The organism is Kitasatospora sp. SC0581, assembly GCF_048159585.1.
GTDB lineage: Bacteria > Actinomycetota > Actinomycetes > Streptomycetales > Streptomycetaceae > Kitasatospora.
Window position 1 is genome coordinate 751,595 of sequence record NZ_JBLRWA010000001.1, and the last position, 22,392, is coordinate 773,986.

At 77.6% G+C, this 22,392-nt stretch carries 2 protein-coding genes (1 of these 2 running past the window's edge); both read right to left on the reverse strand.

The window, feature by feature from the left end; all coding sequences use genetic code 11:
* Window positions 1-8,125, reverse strand: partial view of a type I polyketide synthase gene (locus tag ACLWS4_RS02950; RefSeq protein ID WP_416873264.1) — the 5' portion only. Its footprint begins 1,283 nt before the window's first position; the window shows 8,125 of its 9,408 coding nt (coding positions 1-8,125); the start codon lies at window positions 8,123-8,125; its stop codon lies beyond the left edge, outside the window.
* A gap of 82 nt (window positions 8,126-8,207) precedes the next feature.
* Window positions 8,208-22,142, reverse strand: coding sequence for an SDR family NAD(P)-dependent oxidoreductase (locus ACLWS4_RS02955; protein ID WP_416873265.1), 13,935 nt, complete (start codon window positions 22,140-22,142; stop codon window positions 8,208-8,210).
* Window positions 22,143-22,392 lie beyond the last annotated feature (250 nt).

The following is a 22,392-nucleotide window of genomic DNA, read 5'->3' on the forward strand; positions in this document are numbered from 1 at the left end:
CGACGCGCCGCGTGCCGCGGTCGGCGAGCCAGCGCGCGACGTGCTCGCCGATGGCGCCGGTCCCGCCGGTGACCAGGACGGTGCCGCGCGGGGTCCACGCGGCGCCGTTCGCCGGGGCCTGCGGCTGCGCGGCGCGCACCAGCCGTCGTCCGTACGCGCCGGACGGGCGCAGCGCCACCTGGTCCTCGCCGTCGCCGCCCGTGAGGACGGCGGCCAGGCGCCGCAGGGCGAGGCCGGTGTCCTCGGGACGCTGCGGCAGGTCGATCAGGCCGCCCCACAGGTCGGGGTGGGCGAGGGCGGCCGTCCGGCCGAGGGCCCAGATCTGGGCGTGGACGGGCGGGCCGGCCGGCTCGCCGTCGGTGGCGGCGGCCGCGCCCCGGGTCAGCACCCACAGCGGGGCGGCGGGCGTGTCGTCCCCGTCCCCGCGCCGGTCGGCGACGGCCTGGGCCAGGGCCAGGGTGGCGGCCAGGCCGCGCGGGACGCCGGGGTGGGCGTCGAGCGGCGCGGCCGCCTCGTCGTCGAGGGCGAGGGCGGAGACGATGCCGGAGAGGTCGGCGACACCGGTGGGCAGCGCGGCGGCGAGCGCCTCGCGGTCGGTGGTGTCGATACCGTCCCCGGGCACCGTGAGGACGCGGGCGCCGGCGGCCGTCAGGGCGTCGGCGACGTCCGGCGCGGAGCCGACGAGCAGCCAGGTGCCGGTCAGCGCGGTGCCGTGCTCGGGCAGGGCCGACCAGGCGATGCGGTAGCGCCAGCCGGCGACGGCCGACTCGGCGCGTTCGCGGTGGCGCCAGCCGGTGAGCGCGCCGAGGGCCGGGTCGGCCGGGTCGACGCCGAGCAGGTCGGCGAGAGCATCGGCGTCACCGCGCTCGACGGCGTTCCAGAAGCCCGCCTCGGCGGGCGTGCCCGCGGTGACCGGCACGGTCGGGGCCTCGGTGGGCTCCGGCCAGAACCGGTCCCGCCGGAAGGCGTAGGTGGGGAGGTCCACAACCGTGCCGCCGCCCAGGAGCGCGGTCCAGGCGACGGGCAGGCCCCGGACGTACGCCTCGGCGAGCGAGGCCAGGAGACGCCCGGCGCCGCCGTCCTCGCGGCGCAGCGTGCCGACCACGGCCGGGGTCCGGTCCGCGAAGGCGTCGCTGATCGCCGGGGTGAGCACCGGGTGCGGGGACACCTCGACGTACGCCCCGTGGCCCGCGTCGGCGAGGATCCGCACGGCGCGGTCGAACTCGACGGTCTCGCGGAGGGACGCGTACCAGTAGGCCGGGTCCAGCTCCGGGCCGGACAGCCACGCGCCGGTCATGGCGGAGACCATGGGGATGCGGGCCTCGGTCGGCGTGATGCCCTGGAGGACGGCGAGGATCTCCTCGCGCAGCTCGTCCACGTGGGTGCTGTGCGAGGCGTAGTCCACCGGGATCATCCGGGCACGCGGGAACTCCCCGCAGGAGTCGGCGAGTTCGCGCAGCGCGTCGGCGTCACCGGAGACGACCGTCGCCGACGGACCGTTCACGGCCGCGACCGACAGCCGGGAACCGTACGGGGCGATCCGGGCGCGGACACCGTCCACCGGCTCCGCGATCGACAGCATCCCGCCACGACCCGCCAGCGCCTTCAGGGTCTTGCTCCGCAGAGCCACCACCTTGGCGGCATCGTCCAGCGAGAGAATCCCCGCGACGGCAGCCGCCGCGATCTCGCCCTGCGAGTGACCGACCACGGCGTCCGGAGCGACACCTGCCGCCTCCCACACCGCAGCCAGCGAGACCATCACCGCCCACAGCGCCGGCTGCACCACATCAGCAGCCTCGAAGCCGTGAAGCCCGGCCAGAACGTCGTCCAACTGCCAGTCCACGTACGGAGCGAGAGCCTCGGCACACTCGGCCAGCCGCGCCGCGAACACCGGCGAGGCCTCCGCCAGCTCGCGACCCATCCCGACCCACTGGCTGCCCTGCCCTGGGAAGACGAACACCGTCCGCCCGACCCCGTCCGGGGCGACCTCGCCGGTGACCACGCCGGGCGCGGGCTGTCCGGTGGCGACGGCCGAAAGCCCCGCCTCCAGTTCGTCCCGGTCCGCTCCCAGCACCACCGCGCGCTGCTCGAAGGCCGACCGCGTCGTGGCCAGCGACCACGCGACGTCACCGACCGGCAGCTCCGGCCGCTCCGCGACGTGCTCGCGCAGTCGGCCCGCCTGACCGGCGAGCGTCTGCCCGTCACGGCCGGACAGCACCCACGCCGGGAGGGGACGCGACAGGACCGGCGCGAGGTCCTCGGCGGCGTCCTCGGGGACGGTCTCCGCCTCGACCGGGGCCTCTTCGATGATCACGTGCGCGTTGGTGCCGCTGATGCCGAACGCCGAGACACCCGCCCGGCGCGGCCGCTCGCCCGCCGGCCACTCCACCGCGTCCTGGAGCAGCCGGACGTTGCCCGTCTCCCAATCGACGTGCGAGGACGGCTCGTCCGCGTGCAGCGTCTTCGGCAGCACACCGGCTTGCAGGGCCAGCACCATCTTGATCACACCGGCCACACCGGCGGCCTGCTGGGCGTGCCCGATGTTCGACTTCACCGACCCCAGCCACAACGGCCGGTCCTCGAACCGCTCCTGGCCGTACGTGGCCAGCAGCGCACCGGCCTCGATCGGGTCACCCAGCTCCGTGCCCGTCCCGTGCGCCTCGACCGCGTCCACGTCCGCCGCCGAGATCCGGGCGTTGGCCAGCGCCGCGCGGATGACGCGCTGCTGCGAGGGCCCGTTGGGGGCGGTGAGGCCGTTGGAGGCGCCGTCCTGGTTGATGGCGCTGCCGCGCACCACGCCGAGCACCCGGTGCCCGTTGCGGCGGGCGTCGGAGAGGCGTTCGAGCACCACGATGCCGACGCCCTCGCCCATGCCCATGCCGTCGGCGCCCTCGCCGAAGGCCTGGCAGCGGCCGTTCGGCGACAGGGCACGCAGCCGCGAGAAGCCGACGAACTCGCCCGGGTCGGCCATCACCGTCACGCCGCCCGCCAGGGCGACCGAGCACTCGCCCGACCGCAGCGACTGCACGGCCTGGTGCAGCGCGACCAGCGAGGAGGAGCAGGCGGTGTCCACCGTCATCGCCGGGCCCACCAGGCCCAGTGCGTAGGCGATCCGGCCGGACAGCACGCTCATCGCCGTGCCGGTCATGCGGTGTCCTTCGGACCCGGCGGTCTCCTCCACCACGCCGAGGTAGGTCGACCGGGCCGCGCCGACGAACACGCCGGTCGCGGAGCCGTGCAGCGACTTCGGGTCGATGCCCGCGCGCTCGACGGCCTCCCAGGAGGTCTCCAGCAGCAGCCGCTGCTGGGGGTCCATCGACAGGGCCTCGCGCGGGCTGATCCCGAAGAAGGCGGCGTCGAACTCGGCGGCCCCGGTCAGGAAGCCGCCCTCGGCGACGTAGGTCTTGCCCTCGGCGTCCGGGTCGGGGTCGAAGAGGCCCTCGGTGTTCCAGCCGCGGTCGGTCGGGAAGCCGCCGATCGCGTCCCCGTGCTCGGCCAGGAGGGCCCAGAGCTCCTCGGGGGTCCGGATCCCGCCGGGGTAGCGGCAGGCCATGCCGACGATCGCGACCGGTTCGGCGGGGGCCGCGACCACGGCGGGCACCGGCCCGGCGCCGGCCGCCGCCTCGGCCCCGAAGAGCCGGGAGAGGATCTCCTCGGCCAGGGCGGCCGGGTTGGGGTGGTCGAACACGACCGTGGCGGGCAGCCGGACACCCGCGGCGCCGCCCAGCCGGTTGCGCAGTTCGACGGCGGTCAGCGAGTCGAAGCCGAGCTCCCGGAAGGCGCGCGTGGTCGGGACCTCGGCCGCGGAGCCGTGGCCGAGGACGGCGGCGGCGTGCGCGCGGACCAGCTCGACCACGGCGCGGCGGCGCTCGGCGGCGGTCAGGCCGGCGAGGGCGCGGAACAGTTCGCCGGTGGCCTCGGCCGGCCGGTCCGACCCGGCGGCGTCCGGGCCCCGGTCCTCCTGCTCCCGGGCCTCGGGGATGGCGTCCAGCAGCGGGCGCGGGCGCGCCGCGCGGAACACCGGCGCGAACTTCTCCCACGTCACGTCGGCGAGCGCGATGAAGGTCTCGTCGTCCGCGAGGGTCTGGTCCAGCGCCGTCAGCGCCCGTTCGGTCTCGAGGAAGTTCATCCCCTGCCGGCGGAGCCGTCGGGGCGTCACCCGGCCGGGGCTGTGGTCCATCAGGTCGTCGACCGCGTCCCAGTCCCGGGAGTCCCAGACGCCCCAGGCGATCGAGGTGCCCGGCAGGCCCCGGGCCCGGCGGTCCTCGGCCAGGCCGTCCAGGAAGGCGTTCCCCGCCGCGTACGGGCCGTGGTCGTTGCTCCCCCAGGTCGCCGAGATCGACGAGAACAGCACGAACTCGTCCACGTCCAGCGCGGCCGTCGCCTCGTCCAGGTAGGTGGCCCCGGCGGCCTTGGCGCTGAGCGCCGCCGCCAGGCCCTCCCTGGTGGTGTCCTCGACCCGGGCCAGGTAGCCGGTGTTGGCCGAGTGCAGGACCGTGGACAGGCCCGGTCCGGTGGCCTCGATCCGGGCGACGAGGTCGGTGACGTCCCGGCGGACGCCGGTGTCGCAGCTGACGATGTCGACGGCCGTCCCGGCGGTCGCCATCGCGGCCGCGAGTTCCACCGCCCCCTCCGCGGACGGGCCGGAACGGCTCGTCAGCACGACGCGCGGGGTGTCCCGCTCGGCGAGCCAGCGCGCGACGCAGGCCCCGATCGAGCCGGTGCCGCCGGTCAGCAGCACGGTGCCGCGCGCCCGCCAGGGGGCACGGCCGGCCGGCCGCGGCTCGGCCCGCACCAGGCGGCGGGCGAGCGTGCCGGAGGGGCGGAGGGCGACCTGGTCCTCCGTGCGGTCCGCGAGGACCGCGACCAGCCGGGCGCCGGTCCGCGCGTCGAACTCCGGCGGGAGGTCGACCAACCCGCCCCAGCTGTCCGGGAGTTCCATGCCGATGACGCGGCCCATGCCCCACAGCTGGGTCTGCACGGGAGCGGTCGTCACCTCGTCCGGTCCGGTCTGCACCGCGCCCCGGGTCAGCAGCCACAGCGGGGCGTCGACACCGGTCCGGCGCAGCGCCTGGACGAGGTCGACCGTCGCGGCGGTGCCGCGCGGGATCCACGGGTACGCCGGGTCGTGGCCCTCCTCCAGCGCCAGCAGGGACACCACGCCGGACACGGGGCCGGTGACGGCCTGGTCGAGCGTCTCGACGCCGGTCCGGACGACCTGCGCGCCGTGGTCGGCCAGGGCGCGGGCGCACGCGTCGGCCACGTCCCCCTCGCCGACGAGCAGCCAGGTGCCGGACAGGGCCGGTACGGCGGCCGGGTCCGCGTCCGCGGGCTGCCAGCGGATCCGGTAGCGCCAGTCGTCGACGCCCGCCGCGCCCGCCGGCCGGGCCGGGGCCGCCGGCCAGTACCGCTGGCGCTGGAAGGCGTAGGTCGGCAGCTCGACCGCCGTCCCGCCGCCGAGCACCGCCGCCCAGTCGACGGCCGCGCCGCCCGTGTACGCCTCGGCGAGCGAGGTCAGCAGGCGCTCGGCGCCGCCCTCGTCGCGGCGCAGGGTGCCCACCACGGTCGGGGAGCGGTCCTCCAGGCTGTCGGCGATCGCCGGGGTCAGCACAGGGTGCGGGGAGACCTCCAGGAACACGCCGTGTCCGGCCTCGCCGAGGATGCGCACGGCGCGGTCGAACTCGACCGTCTCGCGCAGGGAGGCGTACCAGTACGCCGGATCCAGCTCCGGGCCGGACAGCCACTCGCCGGTCAGCGCGGAGATCATCGGGACCTGCACCTCGCGGGGGGCGATGCCCTGGAGCACGGCGAGGATCTCCTCGCGCAGCTCGTCCACGTGCGCGCTGTGCGAGGCGTAGTCCACCGGGATCATCCGGGCACGCGGGGACTCCCCACAGGAGTCCGCGAGTTCACGCAGCGCATCCGCGTCGCCGGAAACCACCGTCGCCGACGGACCATTCACCGCCGCCACCGACAGCCGGGAACCGTACGAAGCGATCCGCGCCCGGACGCCGTCCACCGGCTCCGCGATCGACAGCATCCCGCCACGACCGGCAAGGGCCTTCAGAGTCTTGCTCCGCAGGGCGACGACCTTCGCGGCATCGTCGAGGGAGAGAATCCCCGCGACGGCGGCCGCCGCGATCTCGCCCTGCGAGTGACCGACCACAGCGTCCGGAGCGACACCGGCCGCCTCCCAGACCGCGGCGAGCGAGACCATCACGGCCCACAGCGCCGGCTGCACCACATCGGCGGCCTCGAAGCCGTGAAGGCCCGCCAGGACATCGTCCAACTGCCAGTCCACATAAGGCGCCAGAGCCGCAGCACACTCCGCCAGCCGCGCCGCGAACACCGGCGACGAAGCGGCCAGCTCACGCCCCATCCCGACCCACTGGCTGCCCTGCCCCGGGAAGACGAAGACCGTCCGCCCGGCGCCGCCGGAGGCCACCGACCCGGTCACCACACCCGTCGCGGGCTGTCCCGTGGCCACCGCCGCGAGACCCGCCGCGAGTTCATCGCGCTCGCCGCCCAGGACCACCGCGCGCCGCTCGAAGGCCGACCGCGTCGTGGCCAGCGACCACGCGACGTCGCCCACCGGCAGCTCCGGCCGTGCCACCACGTGCTCGCGCAGCCGGCCCGCCTGACCGGCCAGCGCGGTCGCGTTGCGGCCCGACACCACCCAGGCCGACGCCGCCGCCGGCAGGACGGGCGCGGGGCGCTCCTCCTCCGGCGTCGGCTCCTCGTTCACCGCCGGTTCCCCGGCCGTCGGCGCGGGCGCCTCCTCCAGGATCACGTGGACGTTCGTCCCGCTCGCGCCGAACGCCGACACACCTGCTCGGCGCACCCGCTCGCCCGCCGGCCACTCCACCGGTTCCTGGAGCAGCCGGACGTTCCCCGAGGCCCAGTCGACGTGCGAGGTCGGCTCCCCGGCGTGCAGGGTCCTGGGCAGGGTGCCGTGCCGCAGGGCGAGCACCATCTTCATCACGCCGCCGACGCCGGCGGCCTGCTGGGCGTGGCCGATGTTGGACTTGAGCGAGCCGAGCCACAGCGGCCGGTCCTCGTCGCGGCCCTGTCCGTAGGTGGCCAGCAGCGCGCCGGCCTCGATCGGGTCGCCCAGCTCCGTGCCCGTCCCGTGCGCCTCGACCGCGTCGACCTCGGAGGCCGTCAGGCGGGCGTCGGCGAGGGCGGCCCGGATGACCCGGCGCTGTGCGGGCGCGCTGGGCGCCGTCAGGCCGTTCGACGCGCCGTCCTGGTTCATCGCGCTGCCGCGGATGACCGCCAGGACGCGGTGGCCGTTGCGGCGGGCGTCGGACAGCCGCTCCAGCAGGACGAGTCCGGCGCCCTCGCCCCAGCCGGTGCCGTCGGCGTCCTCCGAGAACGGCTTGCAGCGCCCGTCGGAGGCGAGGCCCTGCTGGCGGGCGAAGTCGGCGAACATCACCGGGGTGGACATCACCATCACGCCGCCGGCGAGGGCGAGCGAACACTCGCCCGTGCGCAGCGAGCGGGCCGCCAGGTGGACGGCGGCCAGCGAGGAGGAGCAGGCCGTGTCGACGGTCACGGCGGGCCCGTTCAGGCCCAGGGTGTAGGAGACCCGGCCGGAGAGCACGCTGATCGCGCTGCCGGTGACCAGGTGGCCCTCGTCGTGGCCGTGTTCGCGCGCGTACCAGTCGTAGCCGGACGCGCTGGCGCCGACGAACACGCCGGTGTGCGAGCCGCGCAGGGCGCGCGGGTCGAGTCCGGCGTGCTCCAGGGCCTCCCAGGCGACCTCCATCACGAGGCGCTGCTGGGGGTCCATCGCGAGGGCCTCGCGCGGGCTGATGCCGAAGAAGCCGGGGTCGAACTCGGCCGCGTCGGGGAGGAAGCCGCCGCGGGTCTCGTAGCCGTGGGCGGCCGCCTCGCCCGGGTCCCAGCCGCGGTCGGCGGGGAAGTCGCCGACCGCGTCGGTGCCGGTGGCGACCAGGTTCCAGAGCTCGTCCGGCGTGCGCACGCCGCCCGGGTAGCGGCAGCCCATGCCGACGACGGCGATGGGCTCGCCGGTCACGGTCTCCAACTCGCGGACGCGCTCGCGGCTCTCGTGCAGCTCGGCCGTGACGCGCTTCAGGAAGTACCGGAGCTTGTCCTCGCTCACGCGTTCCACCTCGGGGTGCTCGGGCTGTGGGTACTCGGTCTGGGCAGCGCTCGGGCGGCCCGCGGGAGGGTCGGCGGTACGGTCATTCGATGCCGAACTCCTTGCCCAGGAGGTCGAAGACCTCGTCGTCGTCCGCGGCGGCGAGGCGCTCGGAGACGTCCTGGCCGGCGGCGGTGCCGGCGCCGTTGCCGCCGCCGGTGGCGGGGCCGCCGGCACGGCGCTGGAGTCGTTGCCACTTGGCGCTCAGTGCGGCGAGCTGCGCCGCGACGGCCTCCTCGTCCCCGTCCGTCCCGTCGCCGTCCTCGCCGAGCCGGTCCAGCAGGCCCGACAACGAGGCGTCCAGCCGGTCGAGTTGGGTGCGTACGGAGTCCGGGCCGGCGCCGAGCTCGCGCAGCAGGTGCGCGGCGAGGGCGGCGGACGTCGGGTACTCGAAGACGACGGTGGAGGGCAGGGTGACGCCGGTGGCGGCGGCGAGCCGGTCGCGCAGTTCGATGGCGGTCAGGGAGTCGAAACCGAGGTCCCGGAAGGCGCGTTCGGCGTCGATGTCGGCGGTGCTCCCGTGCGACAGCACCAGGGCCGCCTGGGCGCGCACCAGGTCCGTCACCGCGGCCGGCCGGCGGGCGACGGGCAGGGCGAGGACGGTGCGGGCGAACTCGGGTGCCGTGCCGCCGTCGGCCGGGCCGGCCGGTTCGGCCGCCGGGGCGGCCGCTTCCGGCAGGTCGGCGAGGAGCGGGCTCGGGCGGTGCAGGGTGAAGGCGGGCGCGAAGGTCCGCCAGTCCACGTCGGCGATGGTGACGAGCGCGTCGCGCCCGTCCATGGCCTGGCCGAGCGCCCGGACGGCGGTGCCCGGGTCCAGGACGCCCAGGCCGTGCCGGACGGAGGACCGGGCGCCGGCCCCGCCGTCGGCCCAGGGGCCCCAGGCGACCGAGGTGGCGACCTGTCCGCGGGCGCGGCGCTGCTCGGCGAGGGCGTCGACGAAGGCGCTGCCCGTGGCGTAGCCGGGCACCAGGGCGCTGCCCCAGGTCGCGGCGACGGAGGAGAACAGGACGAAGTCGTCCAGGTCGAGGTCGGCGGTCAGTTCGTCGAGCCAGCGGGCGCCGGCGGACCGGGCGCCGGCGACGTCGGCGAGTTCCCGTGCCGTGGTGTCGGCGACGGCGGTGGCCTGTCCGGCGCCGACGGCGTGCACGACGCCGCGCAGGGCGGGGCCGCCGTCGGCGGTGATCTGCCGTAGCAGGCCGCCGAGTTCGGCGCGCCGGGTGGTGTCGCAGGCGGCGATGGACAGGGCGGCGCCGGAGGCGGCGACGTCGGCGGCGAGCCGGGCGACGTCGGCGGTCAGCGGTTCGCCGGCGGCGAGGACGACGCGTTCGGCGCCGCGCCCGGCGAGCCAGCGGCCGACCTCGGCGCCGATGGCGCCGGTGCCGCCGGTGACCAGGACGGTGCCGCGCCCGGGCCGGGGGGTGGCGGCGGCCGCGGCGGCGCGGACCAGGCGGCGGGCCAGGATGCCCTGCGGGCGCAGGGCCGTCTGGTCCTCGGCGACGGCGCCGGACAGCAGGGCGGCGAGCCGGCTGCCGGTGCGGTCGTCCCAGGCGCCGGCGGGCGGCAGGTCGACCAGTCCGCCCCAGTGCCCGGGGTGTTCGAGGCCGGCGACCCGGCCCAGTCCCCAGACCTGGGCCTGGGCGGGGCTGCCGCTCTCGCCGGGGCCGGTGGCCACGGCGCCGGAGGTGAGCACCCACAGCGGGGTGCCGGGGGCGCCGGCGCCGAGCTGCTGGATGAGGTCGAGGGTGGCGGCCACGCCCCGGGTCATGGTCGGGTGCCCCTGGTCCGGGGACTCGTCCAGGGCGAGCAGGGAGACCACGCCGGCGGGCGCCGGGTGGGCGGCGAGGGCGGTGCGGTCGGCGTCCGGCAGGGTGCGGACGTCGGTGGCGCCGTGCTCGGCCAGGGCGCGGGCGACCTTCCGGGCGGTCTCCGGGTCGGCGGCCGCGCCGACCAGCAACCAGCTGCCGGTCAGTTGCGGGGGTGCGGGGTTCTCGGCGGTCCGGGTCCAGGTGATCCGGTAGCGCAGGCCGGTCAGCGCGTCGTCGGGCTCGGGGGCGGCGGGCCGGGCCGGTTCGGGCCAGTAGCGGCTGCGCTGGAAGGCGTAGGTGGGCAGGTCGACGAGGGTGCCGGGGCCGTGCACGGCCGCCCAGTCGACGGGTGCGCCGGCCACGTAGGCGGTGGCGAGCGAGGTGAGCAGGCGGCGGGCGCCGCCGTCCTGGCGCCGCAGCGTGCCGGTGACGACCGCCGCCTCGCCGAGGGTGTCCCGGACGGCGCCGGTCAGCGCGGGGTGCCCGGACACCTCGACGAACACCCGGTGCCCGCTGTCGCCGAGGGTCCGTACGGCCCGTTCGAACTCGACGGTGCCGCGCAGGCTCGCGTACCAGTAGTGGGCGTCCAGCTCCCGGCCGTCCTGCCACTGCCCGGTGTACGCGGAGACCAGCGGGACGTCGGCCGCGCGGGGCTCGATGCCGGCGAGGGCGGCGAGGATCTCCTCGCGCAACTCCTCCACCTGGGGGCTGTGCGAGGCGTAGGCGATCGGGACGCGGGTGGTGCGGCAGGTGGGCGGGCAGGCGGCGGCGAACTCGTCGAGCGCGTCGGGGTCGCCGGAGACCACGCAGGAGCGGGGGCCGTTGACGGTGGCGAGCGCGAGCCGTCCCTCGAAGCCGGCGAGCCGTTCGCGCACCGTGTCGGCGGGCTCGGCGACGGAGAGCAGGCCGCCGCGTCCGTCCAGGGTGCGCAGGGCCCGGCTGCGCAGGGCGGCGACCTTCGCGCCGTCCTCCAGGGTGAGGGCGCCGGCGACGGTCGCCGCGGCGATCTCGCCCAGGGAGTGGCCGACGACCGCGTCCGGGGAGACCCCGGCGGCCTGCCAGACGGCCGCCAGCGCCACCGAGACCGCCCAGACGGCGGGTTGGAGCACGTCGGCGGCGAGGAAGTCGTGCTCGCCGGCCAGCACGTCCGCGAGGTCCCAGTCGACGTACGGGCTCAGGGCCCGCGCGCACTCGTCCAGCCGGTCGCGGAAGACCGGTGAGACCTCGGCGAGTTCGCGGCCCATGCCGATCCACTGGCTGCCGTGGCCGGGGAAGACGAACACGGTGCGGCCGGTGCCGCCGGGCGCGACGGAGCCGGTGACGGCGTCGGGCGAGTCCTGTCCGGTGGCCACCGCCGCGGCGGCGGGCAGCAGTTCGGCGTGGTCGGCGCCCAGCAGCACGGCGCGGTGGTCGTGCGGCGGGCGGGTGGTGGCGAGCGACCAGGCCACGTCGCCGACCGGCAGGTCGGGGCGGGCCAGCGCGGACTCGCGCAGCCGGCCCGCCTGGGCGGCGAGGGCGCGCGGGTCGCGGGCGCCGACCGGCCAGGCGACCGGTCCGCCGGTCAGCACCGGGGCGGGGCCGGCGTCCGGCGTCGCGTCCGGCGTCGCGGGCGCGGGCCGGGCGGGGGCCTCCTCGATGATGACGTGGGCGTTGGTGCCGCTGACGCCGAAGCTGGATACGCCGGCCCGGCGGGGCCGCTCGCCCTCCGGCGCCCAGGCGACGGGCCGCTGCAGCAGGGCGACGTGCCCGGCGGTCCAGTCGACGTGCGGGGTCGGGGTGTCGGCGTGCAGGGTGCGCGGCAGCTGTCCGTGCCGCAGGGCCAGGACGATCTTCATGATCCCGGCGACGCCGGCGGCGGCCTGGGTGTGGCCGATGTTGGACTTCACCGAGCCCAGCCACAGCGGCCGGTCGGCGGGCCGGTCCTGGCCGTAGGTGGCGAGCAGGGCCTGGGCCTCGATCGGGTCGCCGAGTTCGGTGCCGGTGCCGTGCGCCTCGACGGCGTCCACGTCGGCGGCGGTGAGGCCGGCGCCGGCCAGCGCGGCGCGGATCACCCGCTGCTGGGAGGGGCCGCTGGGGGCGGTGAGCCCGTTGGAGGCGCCGTCCTGGTTGACGGCGCTGCCGCGGACCACGCCGAGCACCTGGTGGCCGTTGCGGTGGGCGTCGGAGAGCCGTTCGACCGCGAGGACGCCGACGCCCTCGGCCATGCCCATGCCGTCGGCGCCCTCGCCGAAGGCCTTGCACCGGCCGTCGGCGGCCAGGCCGCGCTGCTGGGAGAAGCCGACCAGGTCGCGCGGGGTGGGCATCACGGTGACGCCGCCGACCAGGGCGAGGTCGCACTCGCCGGCCCGCAGCGCCTGGGCGGCGGAGTGCAGGGCGACCAGCGAGGAGGAGCAGGCCGTGTCGACGGTGAACGCCGGGCCCTCCAGGCCGAGGAGGTAGGAGACCCGGCCGGACAGCACGCTGGTGGCGGTGCCGATCATGGCCTGGCCCTCCAGGCGGTGGTCGGCGTGGCCGGCGGCGCGGACGGTGAGGTGGTCGTAGCCGGAGCCGAAGCCGCCGACGAACACGCCGGTACGGCTGCCGCGCAGGCCGGTGGGGTCGATGCCGCCGCGTTCCAGGGTCTCCCAGACGACCTCCAGCAGCAGCCGCTGCTGCGGGTCCATGGTGACCGCCTCGCGCGGGCTGACGCCGAAGAACCCGGCGTCGAACTCGGCGGCCTCGTGCAGGAACCCGCCCTCGCGGGCGTAGAAGGTGCCGGGCCGTTCGGCGGTGGGGTCGTAGAGGGCGGCGAGGTCCCAGCCCCGGTCGGTGGGCAGGCCGGTGACGGCGTCCTGTCCGGCGTCGAGCAGCTGCCACAGCTGCTCGGGGGTGTGGATGCCGCCGGGCAGGCGGCAGCCCATGGCGACGATCGCGACCGGGTCGGCGAGCGGGTCCGCGCCGGTGGCGCGCGGTGCGGCCGGGGCGGCGGTGTCCGGTCCGCCGCCGACCAGCCGGGTGCGCAGGTGCGCGGCGAGCACCTGCGGGTCCGGGTAGTCGTACAGCAGGGTGGCGGGCAGCGGCAGGCCGGCGGCGGTGCTGAGCCGGTTGCGCAGTTCGACGGAGGTGAGGGAGTCCAGGCCGAGTTCGCTGAAGGCGCGGCCGGGCTCGACGTCGGCGGCCGAGGCGTACCCCATCACGGTGGCGGCCTCGTCCCGGACCAGGTCGCAGAGCAGCCGGTCCTGCGCCTCGGCGGAGGTCAGCGCCGACAGCCGGACGGCCAGCGGGTGCTCCGCCTCGGCGGCGCGCGGCGCCGGGTTCGCGGCGTCGGCCGCGTCGGCGGCCCGGATCTCGGGCAGGTCGCGCATCAGCGGGGCGCGGCGCAGCTGTTCGGGGCCGCGGGCGGTGGCCATCGCGGCGAAGTCGACGGCCATCAGCGACAGTACGGCCAGCCGGGGGTCGGGGTCCTCGACGGCGGCGGCGAGGGCGCGGACCGCGTCCTCGGGCTCCATCAGGACCTCCCACTTGTTGCGGGCGAGCCGTCGGCGGGCGCCTTCGCTGGCCTGGCCGACGCCGCCGCCCGCCCACGGGCCCCAGGCCAGCGAGGTGGCGGGCAGGCCGCGGGCGCGGCGCTGCTCGGCGAGGGCGTCCAGGTAGGCGTTGGCGGCGGCGTAGTTGCCCTGGCCGCCGTTGCCGAAGGTGGCGGAGATGGAGGAGCAGAGGACGAAGGCGTCGAGGTCCAGGTGGGCGGTCAGCTCGTCGAGGTGGGCGGCGCCGCCGGCCTTGCCGTCGAAGGTGCGGGCCAGGCGGGCGGCGTCCAGGCGGTCCAGGACGCCGTCGTCCAGGGCGCCGGCGGCGTGCAGCACGGTGGACAGGGCCGGTCCGGTGGCGGCGACGCGGTCGAGCACGGCGGCGAGCGCGGGGCGTTCGGCGGTGTCGCAGGCGAGGACGTCCACGGCGGCGCCGGCGGCGGCGAGTTCGGCGGCGAGCGCGGCGGTGCCGGCGGCGGCGGGGCCGGAGCGGCTGGTGAGGACGAGGCGGCGGGCGCCGCGCTCGCGGGCGAGCCAGCGGGCGGCGTGGCCGCCGATGTGGCCGGTGCCGCCGGTGACGAGGACGGTGCCGCGGGGGGCGAGCGGCCGTCGGTCGGCGGGGCGGGGCGGCCTGGGGGCGTGGGCGAGGCGGCGGGGCCGCAGGCCGTCGGCGCGCAGCGCGACCTCGTTCTCGTCGCGGGCGGCGAGGACGGCGGCCAGGCGGGCGGCGGCCCGCTCGTCCCACTGCCCGGGCAGGTCGACCAACCCGCCCCAGCGGTCGGGGTGTTCGGCGGCGACGGTGCGGCCCAGGGCCCAGACGGGGGCCTGCTGCGGGTCGGCGGCGCCGGTGCCGGGGTCGGTGGTGACGGCGCCGGCGGTCAGCAGCCACAGCGGGGCGGGGACGGCGGCGTCGCCGAGGGCCTGGACCAGGGCCAGGGTGGCGGCGAGGCCGCGGGCCACGGCGGGGTGGGCGGCGAGCGGGGCGGTGTCGAGGGCGAGCAGGGAGAGCACGCCGGCGGGCCGGGCGCCGTCCAGTGCGGCGGTGAGCCGGCGCGCGTAGTCGGCGCGGTCGGCCTCGGCGGTGTCCAGCTCGACGGTGACGGTCCGGGCGCCGCGCTCGGCGAGGGCCGCGGCGCAGGGGTGGACGGGGTGTCCGGCGGGGGTGAGCACCAGCCAGGTGCCGGTGAGCAGCGCGGGGGCGGGCTCGGGGGCGTGGGCCCACTCGGCGAGGAAGCGCCAGTCGTCGGTGGGGTCGGCGGCCGGGCCGTGGGCGGCGGGGGCGGCCGCGGCCGGGCGGGCCGGCGGCCAGAAGCGGCGGTGCTGGAAGGCGTAGGTCGGCAGTTCGACGCGCCGCGCGGCGTCCCGGACGTCGGCGGGGGCGGGCAGCACGGCGGTCCAGTCGACGGGCAGGCCGTGGACGTGGGCGGTGCCGATCGAGCGCAGCAGCCGGTCGGCGCCGTCGTCGTCGCGGCGCAGCGTGTCGATCACCAGCGGGTCGGGCAGGTCGGTGCGGGCGGCCAGCGTCTCCTGGACGGCGGGCAGCAGCACCGGGTGGGCGGAGACCTCGACGAAGGTGCGGTGGCCGGTGGCGGCGAGGGCTTCGACGGCCTCGGCGAAGCGGACGGTCTGCCGGACGTTGGCGTACCAGTACCGCGGCCCCAGCTCCTCGCCGTCCACCAGCCGTCCGTGGACGGTGGAGAACAGCGGGACGGCGGCGGGGCGCGGCCGGATGTCGGCCAGCAGTCGCGGCAGGGTCTCCGCCAGCGGCTCGCACAGCCGGGAGTGCGCCACGAAGTCGGTGACGGGCACGCGCCAGCGCATCGCCTTGCGCTTGCGCAGCACGCGTTCGAACTCGACGAGCGCGTCGGGTTCGCCGGAGACGACGGTCGTGGCGGGGGCGTTGACGGCCGCGACGGCGAGCCGGTCGCCGAAGGGTTCCAGGAGTTCGCGCACCAGCTCGACGGGCAGCACCACGGAGAGCATGCCGCCCTCGACGCCGAGGCCGGTCAGCGCGGCGGCGCGGACGGCGACGATCCGGGCGGCGTCCTCCAGGGTGAGCGCGCCGGCGACGGTGGCGGCGGCGATCTCGCCCTGGGAGTGGCCCACCACCGCGTCGGGGACGACGCCGGCCGCCTCCCAGACGGCGGCGAGCGAGACCATCACGGCCCACAGCAGCGGCTGCATGACGGCGGCGCCGTCGGGCGCGGGGGCGTCGGGCTCGCCCGCGAGCACGGCGTGCGGGTCCCAGTCGACGTACGGGCGCAGGGCCCGCGCGCACTCGGCGAACCGGGCGGCGAACACCGGCGACTGCGCGGACAGCCGCCGGCCCATGCCCTCCCACTGGCTGCCCTGGCCGGGGAAGACGAACACCGTCCGGTCCTCGCGGGCGGCGCTCTCGCCGGTGAGGGCGTGCTCGGTGTCCTGGCCGGTCATCAGGGCGGCCAGACCCCGGCCGAGTCCGGCGGGGTCGGCGCCGACGACGACGGCGCGGTGCTCGAAGGGGCTGCGGGTGGTGGCGAGCGCCCGGGCCACGGCGGCGGGCGGCGGGGTGTCGGCGGCGAGGGCGTACGCGTGCAGGCGGCCGGCCTGCGCGGCCAGGGCGTCCCGGCCGCGGGCGCTGACCGGCCAGGCGGTGACGTCCGTACCGGCGGCGAGCAGCGGCGGTCCGGCCGGGGCGGCCGGGTCGTCCTGCGGCGGGTCGGCGGGGGCGGGGAGGTGTTCGGGGGCCTGTTCGATGAGGACGTGCACGTTGGTGCCGCTCATGCCGAACGCGGAGACGCCGGCGCGGCGCGGCGCGTCCTGCGGGGTCGTCCAGGGCCGCTGCTCGGTCAGCAGCCGTACGGCGCCGGACTCCCAGTCGATCTCCCGGGACGGCTCGTCCGCGTGCAGGGTGCGCGGCAGCGTGCCGTGCCGCATGCCGAGGACCATCTTGACGAGGCCCGCGAGGCCGGCGGCGGTCTGGGTGTGGCCGATGTTGGACTTGGCGGAGCCGAGCCACAGCGGCCGGTCGGCGGGGCGGTCCCGGCCGTAGGTGGCCAGCAGGGCGTGGGCCTCGACGGGGTCGCCGAGGGGGGTGCCGGTGCCGTGCGCCTCGACCGCGTCGATCTGGTCGGGGGTCAGGCCCGAGGCGTCCAGGGCGGCGCGGATCACGCGCTGCTGGGAGAGTCCGCTGGGGGCGGTGAGGCCGTTGGAGGCGCCGTCCTGGTTGATGGCGGTGCCCCGTACGACGGCCAGCACGGGGTGGCCGAGGCGCCGTGCGTCGGAGAGCCGTTCGACGGCGATGGTCGCGGCGCCCTCGGACAGGCCCATGCCGTCCGCTCCGGCGGCGAAGGGCTTGCAGCGGCCGTCGGGGGCGAGGCCGCGCTGCCGGGAGAAGCCGACCAGCTGGCTGGGGGTGGACATCACCATCACGCCGCCGACCAGGGCGAGTTCGCACTCGCCCGCGCGCAGCGCCCGGCCGGCCAGGTGCAGGGCGACCAGGCCGGAGGAGCAGGCGGTGTCGATGGTGAGGGCGGGGCCCTCCAGGCCGAGGGCGTAGGCGACGCGGCCGGAGATGATGCTGCTGGAGTGGCCGGTGACGAGGTACCCCTCGGCGGCCGGGTCGCCGTCGGCCAGGCCGTCGCCGTAGCCGGTCAGGGTGGCGCCGGCGAAGACGCCGACGGGGGTGCCGCGCAGCGATTCGGGGGCGATGCCGGCGCGTTCGAGGGCTTCCCAGGAGGTCTCCAGCAGCAGGCGCTGCTGGGGGTCCATGGCGAGGGCCTCGCGCGGGTTGATGCCGAAGAAGGCGGCGTCGAAGTCGGGGGCGTCGTGCAGGAAGCCGCCGCGGTGGGTGACGGACTTGCCCTGGCGGGCGGGGTCGGGGTCGTAGAGGTCCGGGTCCCAGCCGCGGTCGGTGGGCAGGCCGCCGATCACGTCGGCGCCGGAGGCCAGCAGGCCCCAGTACTGGTCGGGGGTGGTGACGCCGCCGGGGAACCGGCAGCCGATGCCGACGATGGCGAGCGGCTCGTCGGGGTCGGCGGCGGCGCCGTCCCGGGCGGGCGCGGCGGCGTCGGTGCCGGCGCCGGTGCCGGTGCCGAGGGCCGTCGCGGCGAGGTGGGCACCGAGCGAGGCCGGGGTGGGGTGGTCGAAGACGATCGTGGACGGCAGCCGCAGGCCGGTGGCCGTGGCCAGCCGCTTGCGCAGTTCGACGGCGGTCAGCGAGTCGAAGCCCAGGTCGCGGAAGGCGCGGTGGCCGGCGATGTCGCCCGCGTCGCGGTGGCCGAGGACGGCCGCCGCGTGGGAGCGGACCAGGTCGGTGGCCAGGCGCTCCTGCTCGGGGGTGCCGGCGGCGCCGGCCAGGGCGCGGGCGAAGTCGTTCCCGCTGGTGTCCGCGCCGTCGGCGGCGGCCGTGGGCGCCCCGGTGGCGGCCGCGCCGCCGTCGAGGGCCCGGCGGGCGGCGGGGATGCGGTCCAGCAGGGCGCTGCGGCGGGCCGCGGTGAACACCGGCGCGAAGTCGTCCCAGGCCATGTCGGCGAGGGCGAGGTAGGGGCCGGTGGCGCCGGCTCCGTCGGCGAGGACGCGGCCGAGCACGTCCAGCGCGCGGTCCGGGTCCAGGAACCGGGTGCCCTGGCGGCGCAGCACGTCGCCGGTGATGGTGGCGGGCCCGTGCGGGCCGAAGGCGTCCGGCGCGCTCCAGTCGCGGGTGTCCCACACGCCCCAGCCGAGCGAGAGCGCGCCGGCGCCGCGTGCCGCGCGCCGCTCGGCGAGCGCGTCGAGGTGGGCGTTGGCGGCGGCGTAGGCGCCGTGCTCGGCGCTGCCCCAGGCGGCGGCGATCGACGAGAAGAGGACGAACTCGTCGGCGTCGGCGACCAGTTCGTCGAGGTGGTCGGCGCCGGCCGCCTTGCCGGCCAGGGAGGCGGCCAGGCCCTCGGGGTCGGTGTCGTCGAGGCGGGTGAGGTGGAAGGCGTTGGCCGCGTGCAGCACGGTGGACAGCCGCGGGCCGGTGGCGGCGACGCGGTCGAGCAGGGCGGCGAGCGCGGAGCGGTCGGCGAGGTCGCAGGCGAGCACGTCGACGGCGGTGCCGGCCTCGGCGAGGGCGGCGGCGTGGGCCGCGAGCCGCGGGCCCGGCCCGGAGCGGGTGGGCAGCACGAGGCGCGCGGCGCCGCGGCCGGCCAGCCAGGCGGTCAGGTGCGGGCCGATGGAGCCGGTGGCGCCGGTGACGAGCACCGTGCCGCGCGGGGACCAGCCGCCGTCCGGCCCGGCCGGGCCGGGGGCGGTGCGGGGTGCGTGGACGAGCCGCCGGGCGAAGGCCCCGGCGCGGCGCAGCGCCACCTGGTCCTCGGCACCGTCGGCGAGCACGGCGGCCAGCCGGGCGGCGGCCCGCTCGTCCCACTGCTCGGGCAGGTCGACCAGTCCGCCCCAGCGGTCGGGGTGCTCCAGCGCGGCGACCCGGCCGAGCCCCCAGACCTGGGCCTGGACGGGGGCGGGCGGGGCGTCGTCGGCGGCGACCCGGACGGCGCCGCGGGTGAGCGCCCAGAGCGGGGCGTCGACCGCGGCGTCGCCGAGGGCCTGCACCAGGGCCAGGGTCGCGGCGGTGCCGTGCGGGACGGCGGCGGTTGCGGGCGGGGCAGCGGGTGCGCCGGGCAGCGGCCGGGGGTCCAGCGCGAGCAGCGACAGCACGCCGGCCGGCTTCGCGGGCGCCCCGGGGAGGGCGGCGAGCGCGGCCGTGAGCTCGGCGGCGAGCGCCTCGCGCAGCACCGCGTCGGTGCGCAGCACGACGGCTTCGGCGCCGTGCGCGGTCAGGGCCTCGACGTGCCGGGCCGGGTCGCCGTCCTCGCGGGCGACGACCAGCCAGGTCCCGCTCAGGGCGGGGGCGGTGGGGCCGAGCGGCTCCCAGGCCGTGCGGTAGCGCCAGCCGTCCTCGGCGGTCGTGACCGCCGCCTGCGGCGCGGCCTCGACCCGGCGGGGCCAGTAGCGGCCGCGCTGGAAGGCGTAGGTGGGCAGGTCGGCCCGCTCGGCGCGGGGCAGGACGGCGGTCCAGTCCACGGGCGCGCCGTGGGCGTACGCCTCGCCGAGGGAGGCGAGCAGCCGCGCGGCGCCGCCGTCGTCGCGGCGCAGCGTGCCGACGACCACGGGGTCGCGGTCCGCCAGTTCCTCGCCGACGGCCATGGCCAGCACGGGGTGCGGGGACACCTCGACGAAGGTGTCGTAGCCGTCGTCGCCGAGCGTGCGCACGGCACGGGCGAACTCGACGGTCTCGCGCAGGCTGGCGTACCAGTAGGCGGGGTCGAGCTCCGGCCCGGCGAGCCGGCGGCCGTCCATCGCGGAGACCATCGGGATCCGGGCCGTGCGGGGCTCGATCCCCTCCAGGGCGGCGGTGATGTCCTCGCGCAGCTCCTCGACGTGGGCGCTGTGCGAGGCGTAGTCCACCGGCAGGACGCGGGTGCGCACGTCGGGGTGGAGCGCGGCCAGCTCGTGCAGCGCGTCCGGGTCCCCGGCGACCACCGTGGCGGACGGGCCGTTGACGGCCGCGACCGACAGGCGCTCCCCGAACGGCTCCAGCCAGCCGCGGACGGTGTCGGCCGCGCCGTCGACGGCCATCATCCCGCCGCGCCCGGCGAGGGCGGTCAGGATCCGGCTGCGCAGGGCGACGACCTTGGCGGCGTCCGCCAGGGACAGGCTCCCGGCGACGACGGCGGCGGCGATCTCGCCCTGGGAGTGGCCCACCACCGCGTCGGGGACGACGCCGGCCGCCTCCCAGACCGCGGCCAGCGAGACCATCACGGCCCACAGCGCGGGCTGCACGACGTCGGCGGCCTCAAAACCGTGAAGGCCCGCCAGCACATCGTCCAACTGCCAGTCCACGTACGGCGCGAGGACCTCGGCGCACTCGGCCAGCCGGGCCGCGAACACCGGCGAGGCCTCGGCCAGCTCGCGGCCCATCCCGACCCACTGGCTGCCCTGGCCCGGCAGGACGAAGACCGTCCGGCCGGTGCCCTCGGCGCGGGTCTGCCCGGTCACGACGTCCGCGGCGGGCTCCCCGGCGGCGAGCGCGGCCAGGCCCCCGGCCGACTCCGGGTCCAGCAGCACGGCGCGGTGCTCGAAGGCGGTCCGGGTGGTGGCGAGCGACCAGGCCACCTCGGCGGCCCGCGCCCCGGGGCGGGTGGCGAGATGGGCGGAGAGCTTGCGGGCCTGCGCGGCCAGCGCCTGCGGGGTGCGCCCGGACAGCACCCAGGCGCTCGACCCGGGCAGGACGGCCGGGGCGGCGGCCCGCACCGGCTCCGCGGCCGGGGCCTGCGGCTCGGGCGCGTCCTCCAGCACCAGGTGGGCGTTGGTGCCGCTGATGCCGAACGCCGAGACGGCCGCGCGCCGGGGGGCGTCGTCCGCGGGCCGGGGCCAGTCCACCGGCCGCTGCAGCAGCCGCATCCGGCCGGCCGTCCAGTCGACGTACTCCGAGGGCCGCTCGGAGTGCAGGGTGCGGGGCAGCACGCCGTGCCGCAGCGCCATCACCATCTTGATCACACCGGCGACACCGGCCGCGGCCTGGGTGTGGCCGATGTTGGACTTCACCGAGCCCAGCCACAACGGCCGGTCGTCGGCGCGGCCCGCCGCCTGCCCGTAGGTCTCCAGCAGGGCCTGGGCCTCGATCGGGTCGCCGAGCCGGGTGCCCGTCCCGTGCGCCTCCACGGCGTCCACGTCGGCCGCCGTCAGCTGGGCGTTGTCCAGGGCGGCCCGGATGACGACGCGCTGCGAGCTGCCGTTGGGCGCGGTCAGCCCGTTGGAGGCGCCGTCCTGGTTGACCGCGCTGCCGCTGATCACCGCCAGGACGGGGTGCCCGTTGCGGCGCGCGTCCGACAGCCGCTCCAGGACGACCATGCCGGCGCCCTCGCCCCAGCCCGTGCCGTCGGCGTCCGCCGAGAAGGGCTTGCAGCGGCCGTCGGCGGCCAGGCCCTGCTGGCGGGAGAACTCGCGGAACAGCACCGGGGAGGACATCAGGGTCGCGCCGCCCGCCAGGGCCAGGTCGCACTCCTCGGCGCGCAGCGCCTGCACCGCCAGGTGCAGGGCGACCAGGGAGGAGGAGCAGGCGGTGTCCACCGTCACGGCGGGGCCGACCAGGCCGAGGGTGAAGGAGATCCGGCCGGAGAGCACGCTGTTGGCGGTGCCGGTCAGCAGGTGGCCGGTGGCCTCCGCGAAGTCCAGTCCGGCGTCGCTCCCGTAGGCCGCGGCGGAGGAGTAGACGCCCGTGAACACGCCGGTGCGGGAGCCGTGCAGGGTGGCCGGATCGATGCCGGCGCGCTCGACGGCCTCCCAGGAGGTCTCCAGCAGCAGCCGCTGCTGCGGGTCCATGGCGAGGGCCTCGCGCGGGCTGATCCCGAAGAAGGCGGCGTCGAACTCGGCCGCCTCGTACAGGAAGGCGCCCTCACGGGTGGTGGAGCCCGGCAGGTCGGGCGAGTCGTAGAGCCCCGCGGTGTCCCAGCCCCGGTCGGCGGGGAAGCCGGCGACGGCGTCGGCGCCGTCCGCGACCAGCCGCCACAGCGCCTCGGGGCTGTCGACGCCGCCGGCGTAGCGGCAGCCCATGCCGACGACGGCGATGGGCTCGTGCCTGAGCCGGTCCAGTTCCGTCCGGGTGCTGCGCAGTTTGGCCGTCACGACCTTGAGGTAGTCGCGAAGCTGCTGTTCGTCGGCCATGGCGGCCCTGCTCCCCCCGTAGTGAACTGCGAGTCGACGTGCTGACCGCGCGCGTGCACGACGAGCGCGGCCCTGCCACTGGAGTACGTGTTCTTCACGGTGCTGCCACCGCACCGCTCCCGCCGGGCGGGCGGGCACGCGGAAGACCGCGGCCGACCGCTCCTCGCGGCGGCCGCGCTCCTCCCCCGGTGCCCGGCGGTGCTGCGGCGCGGATCCCGCTCGCCTGCCGCGGGATCACTGTCCGGCTCCC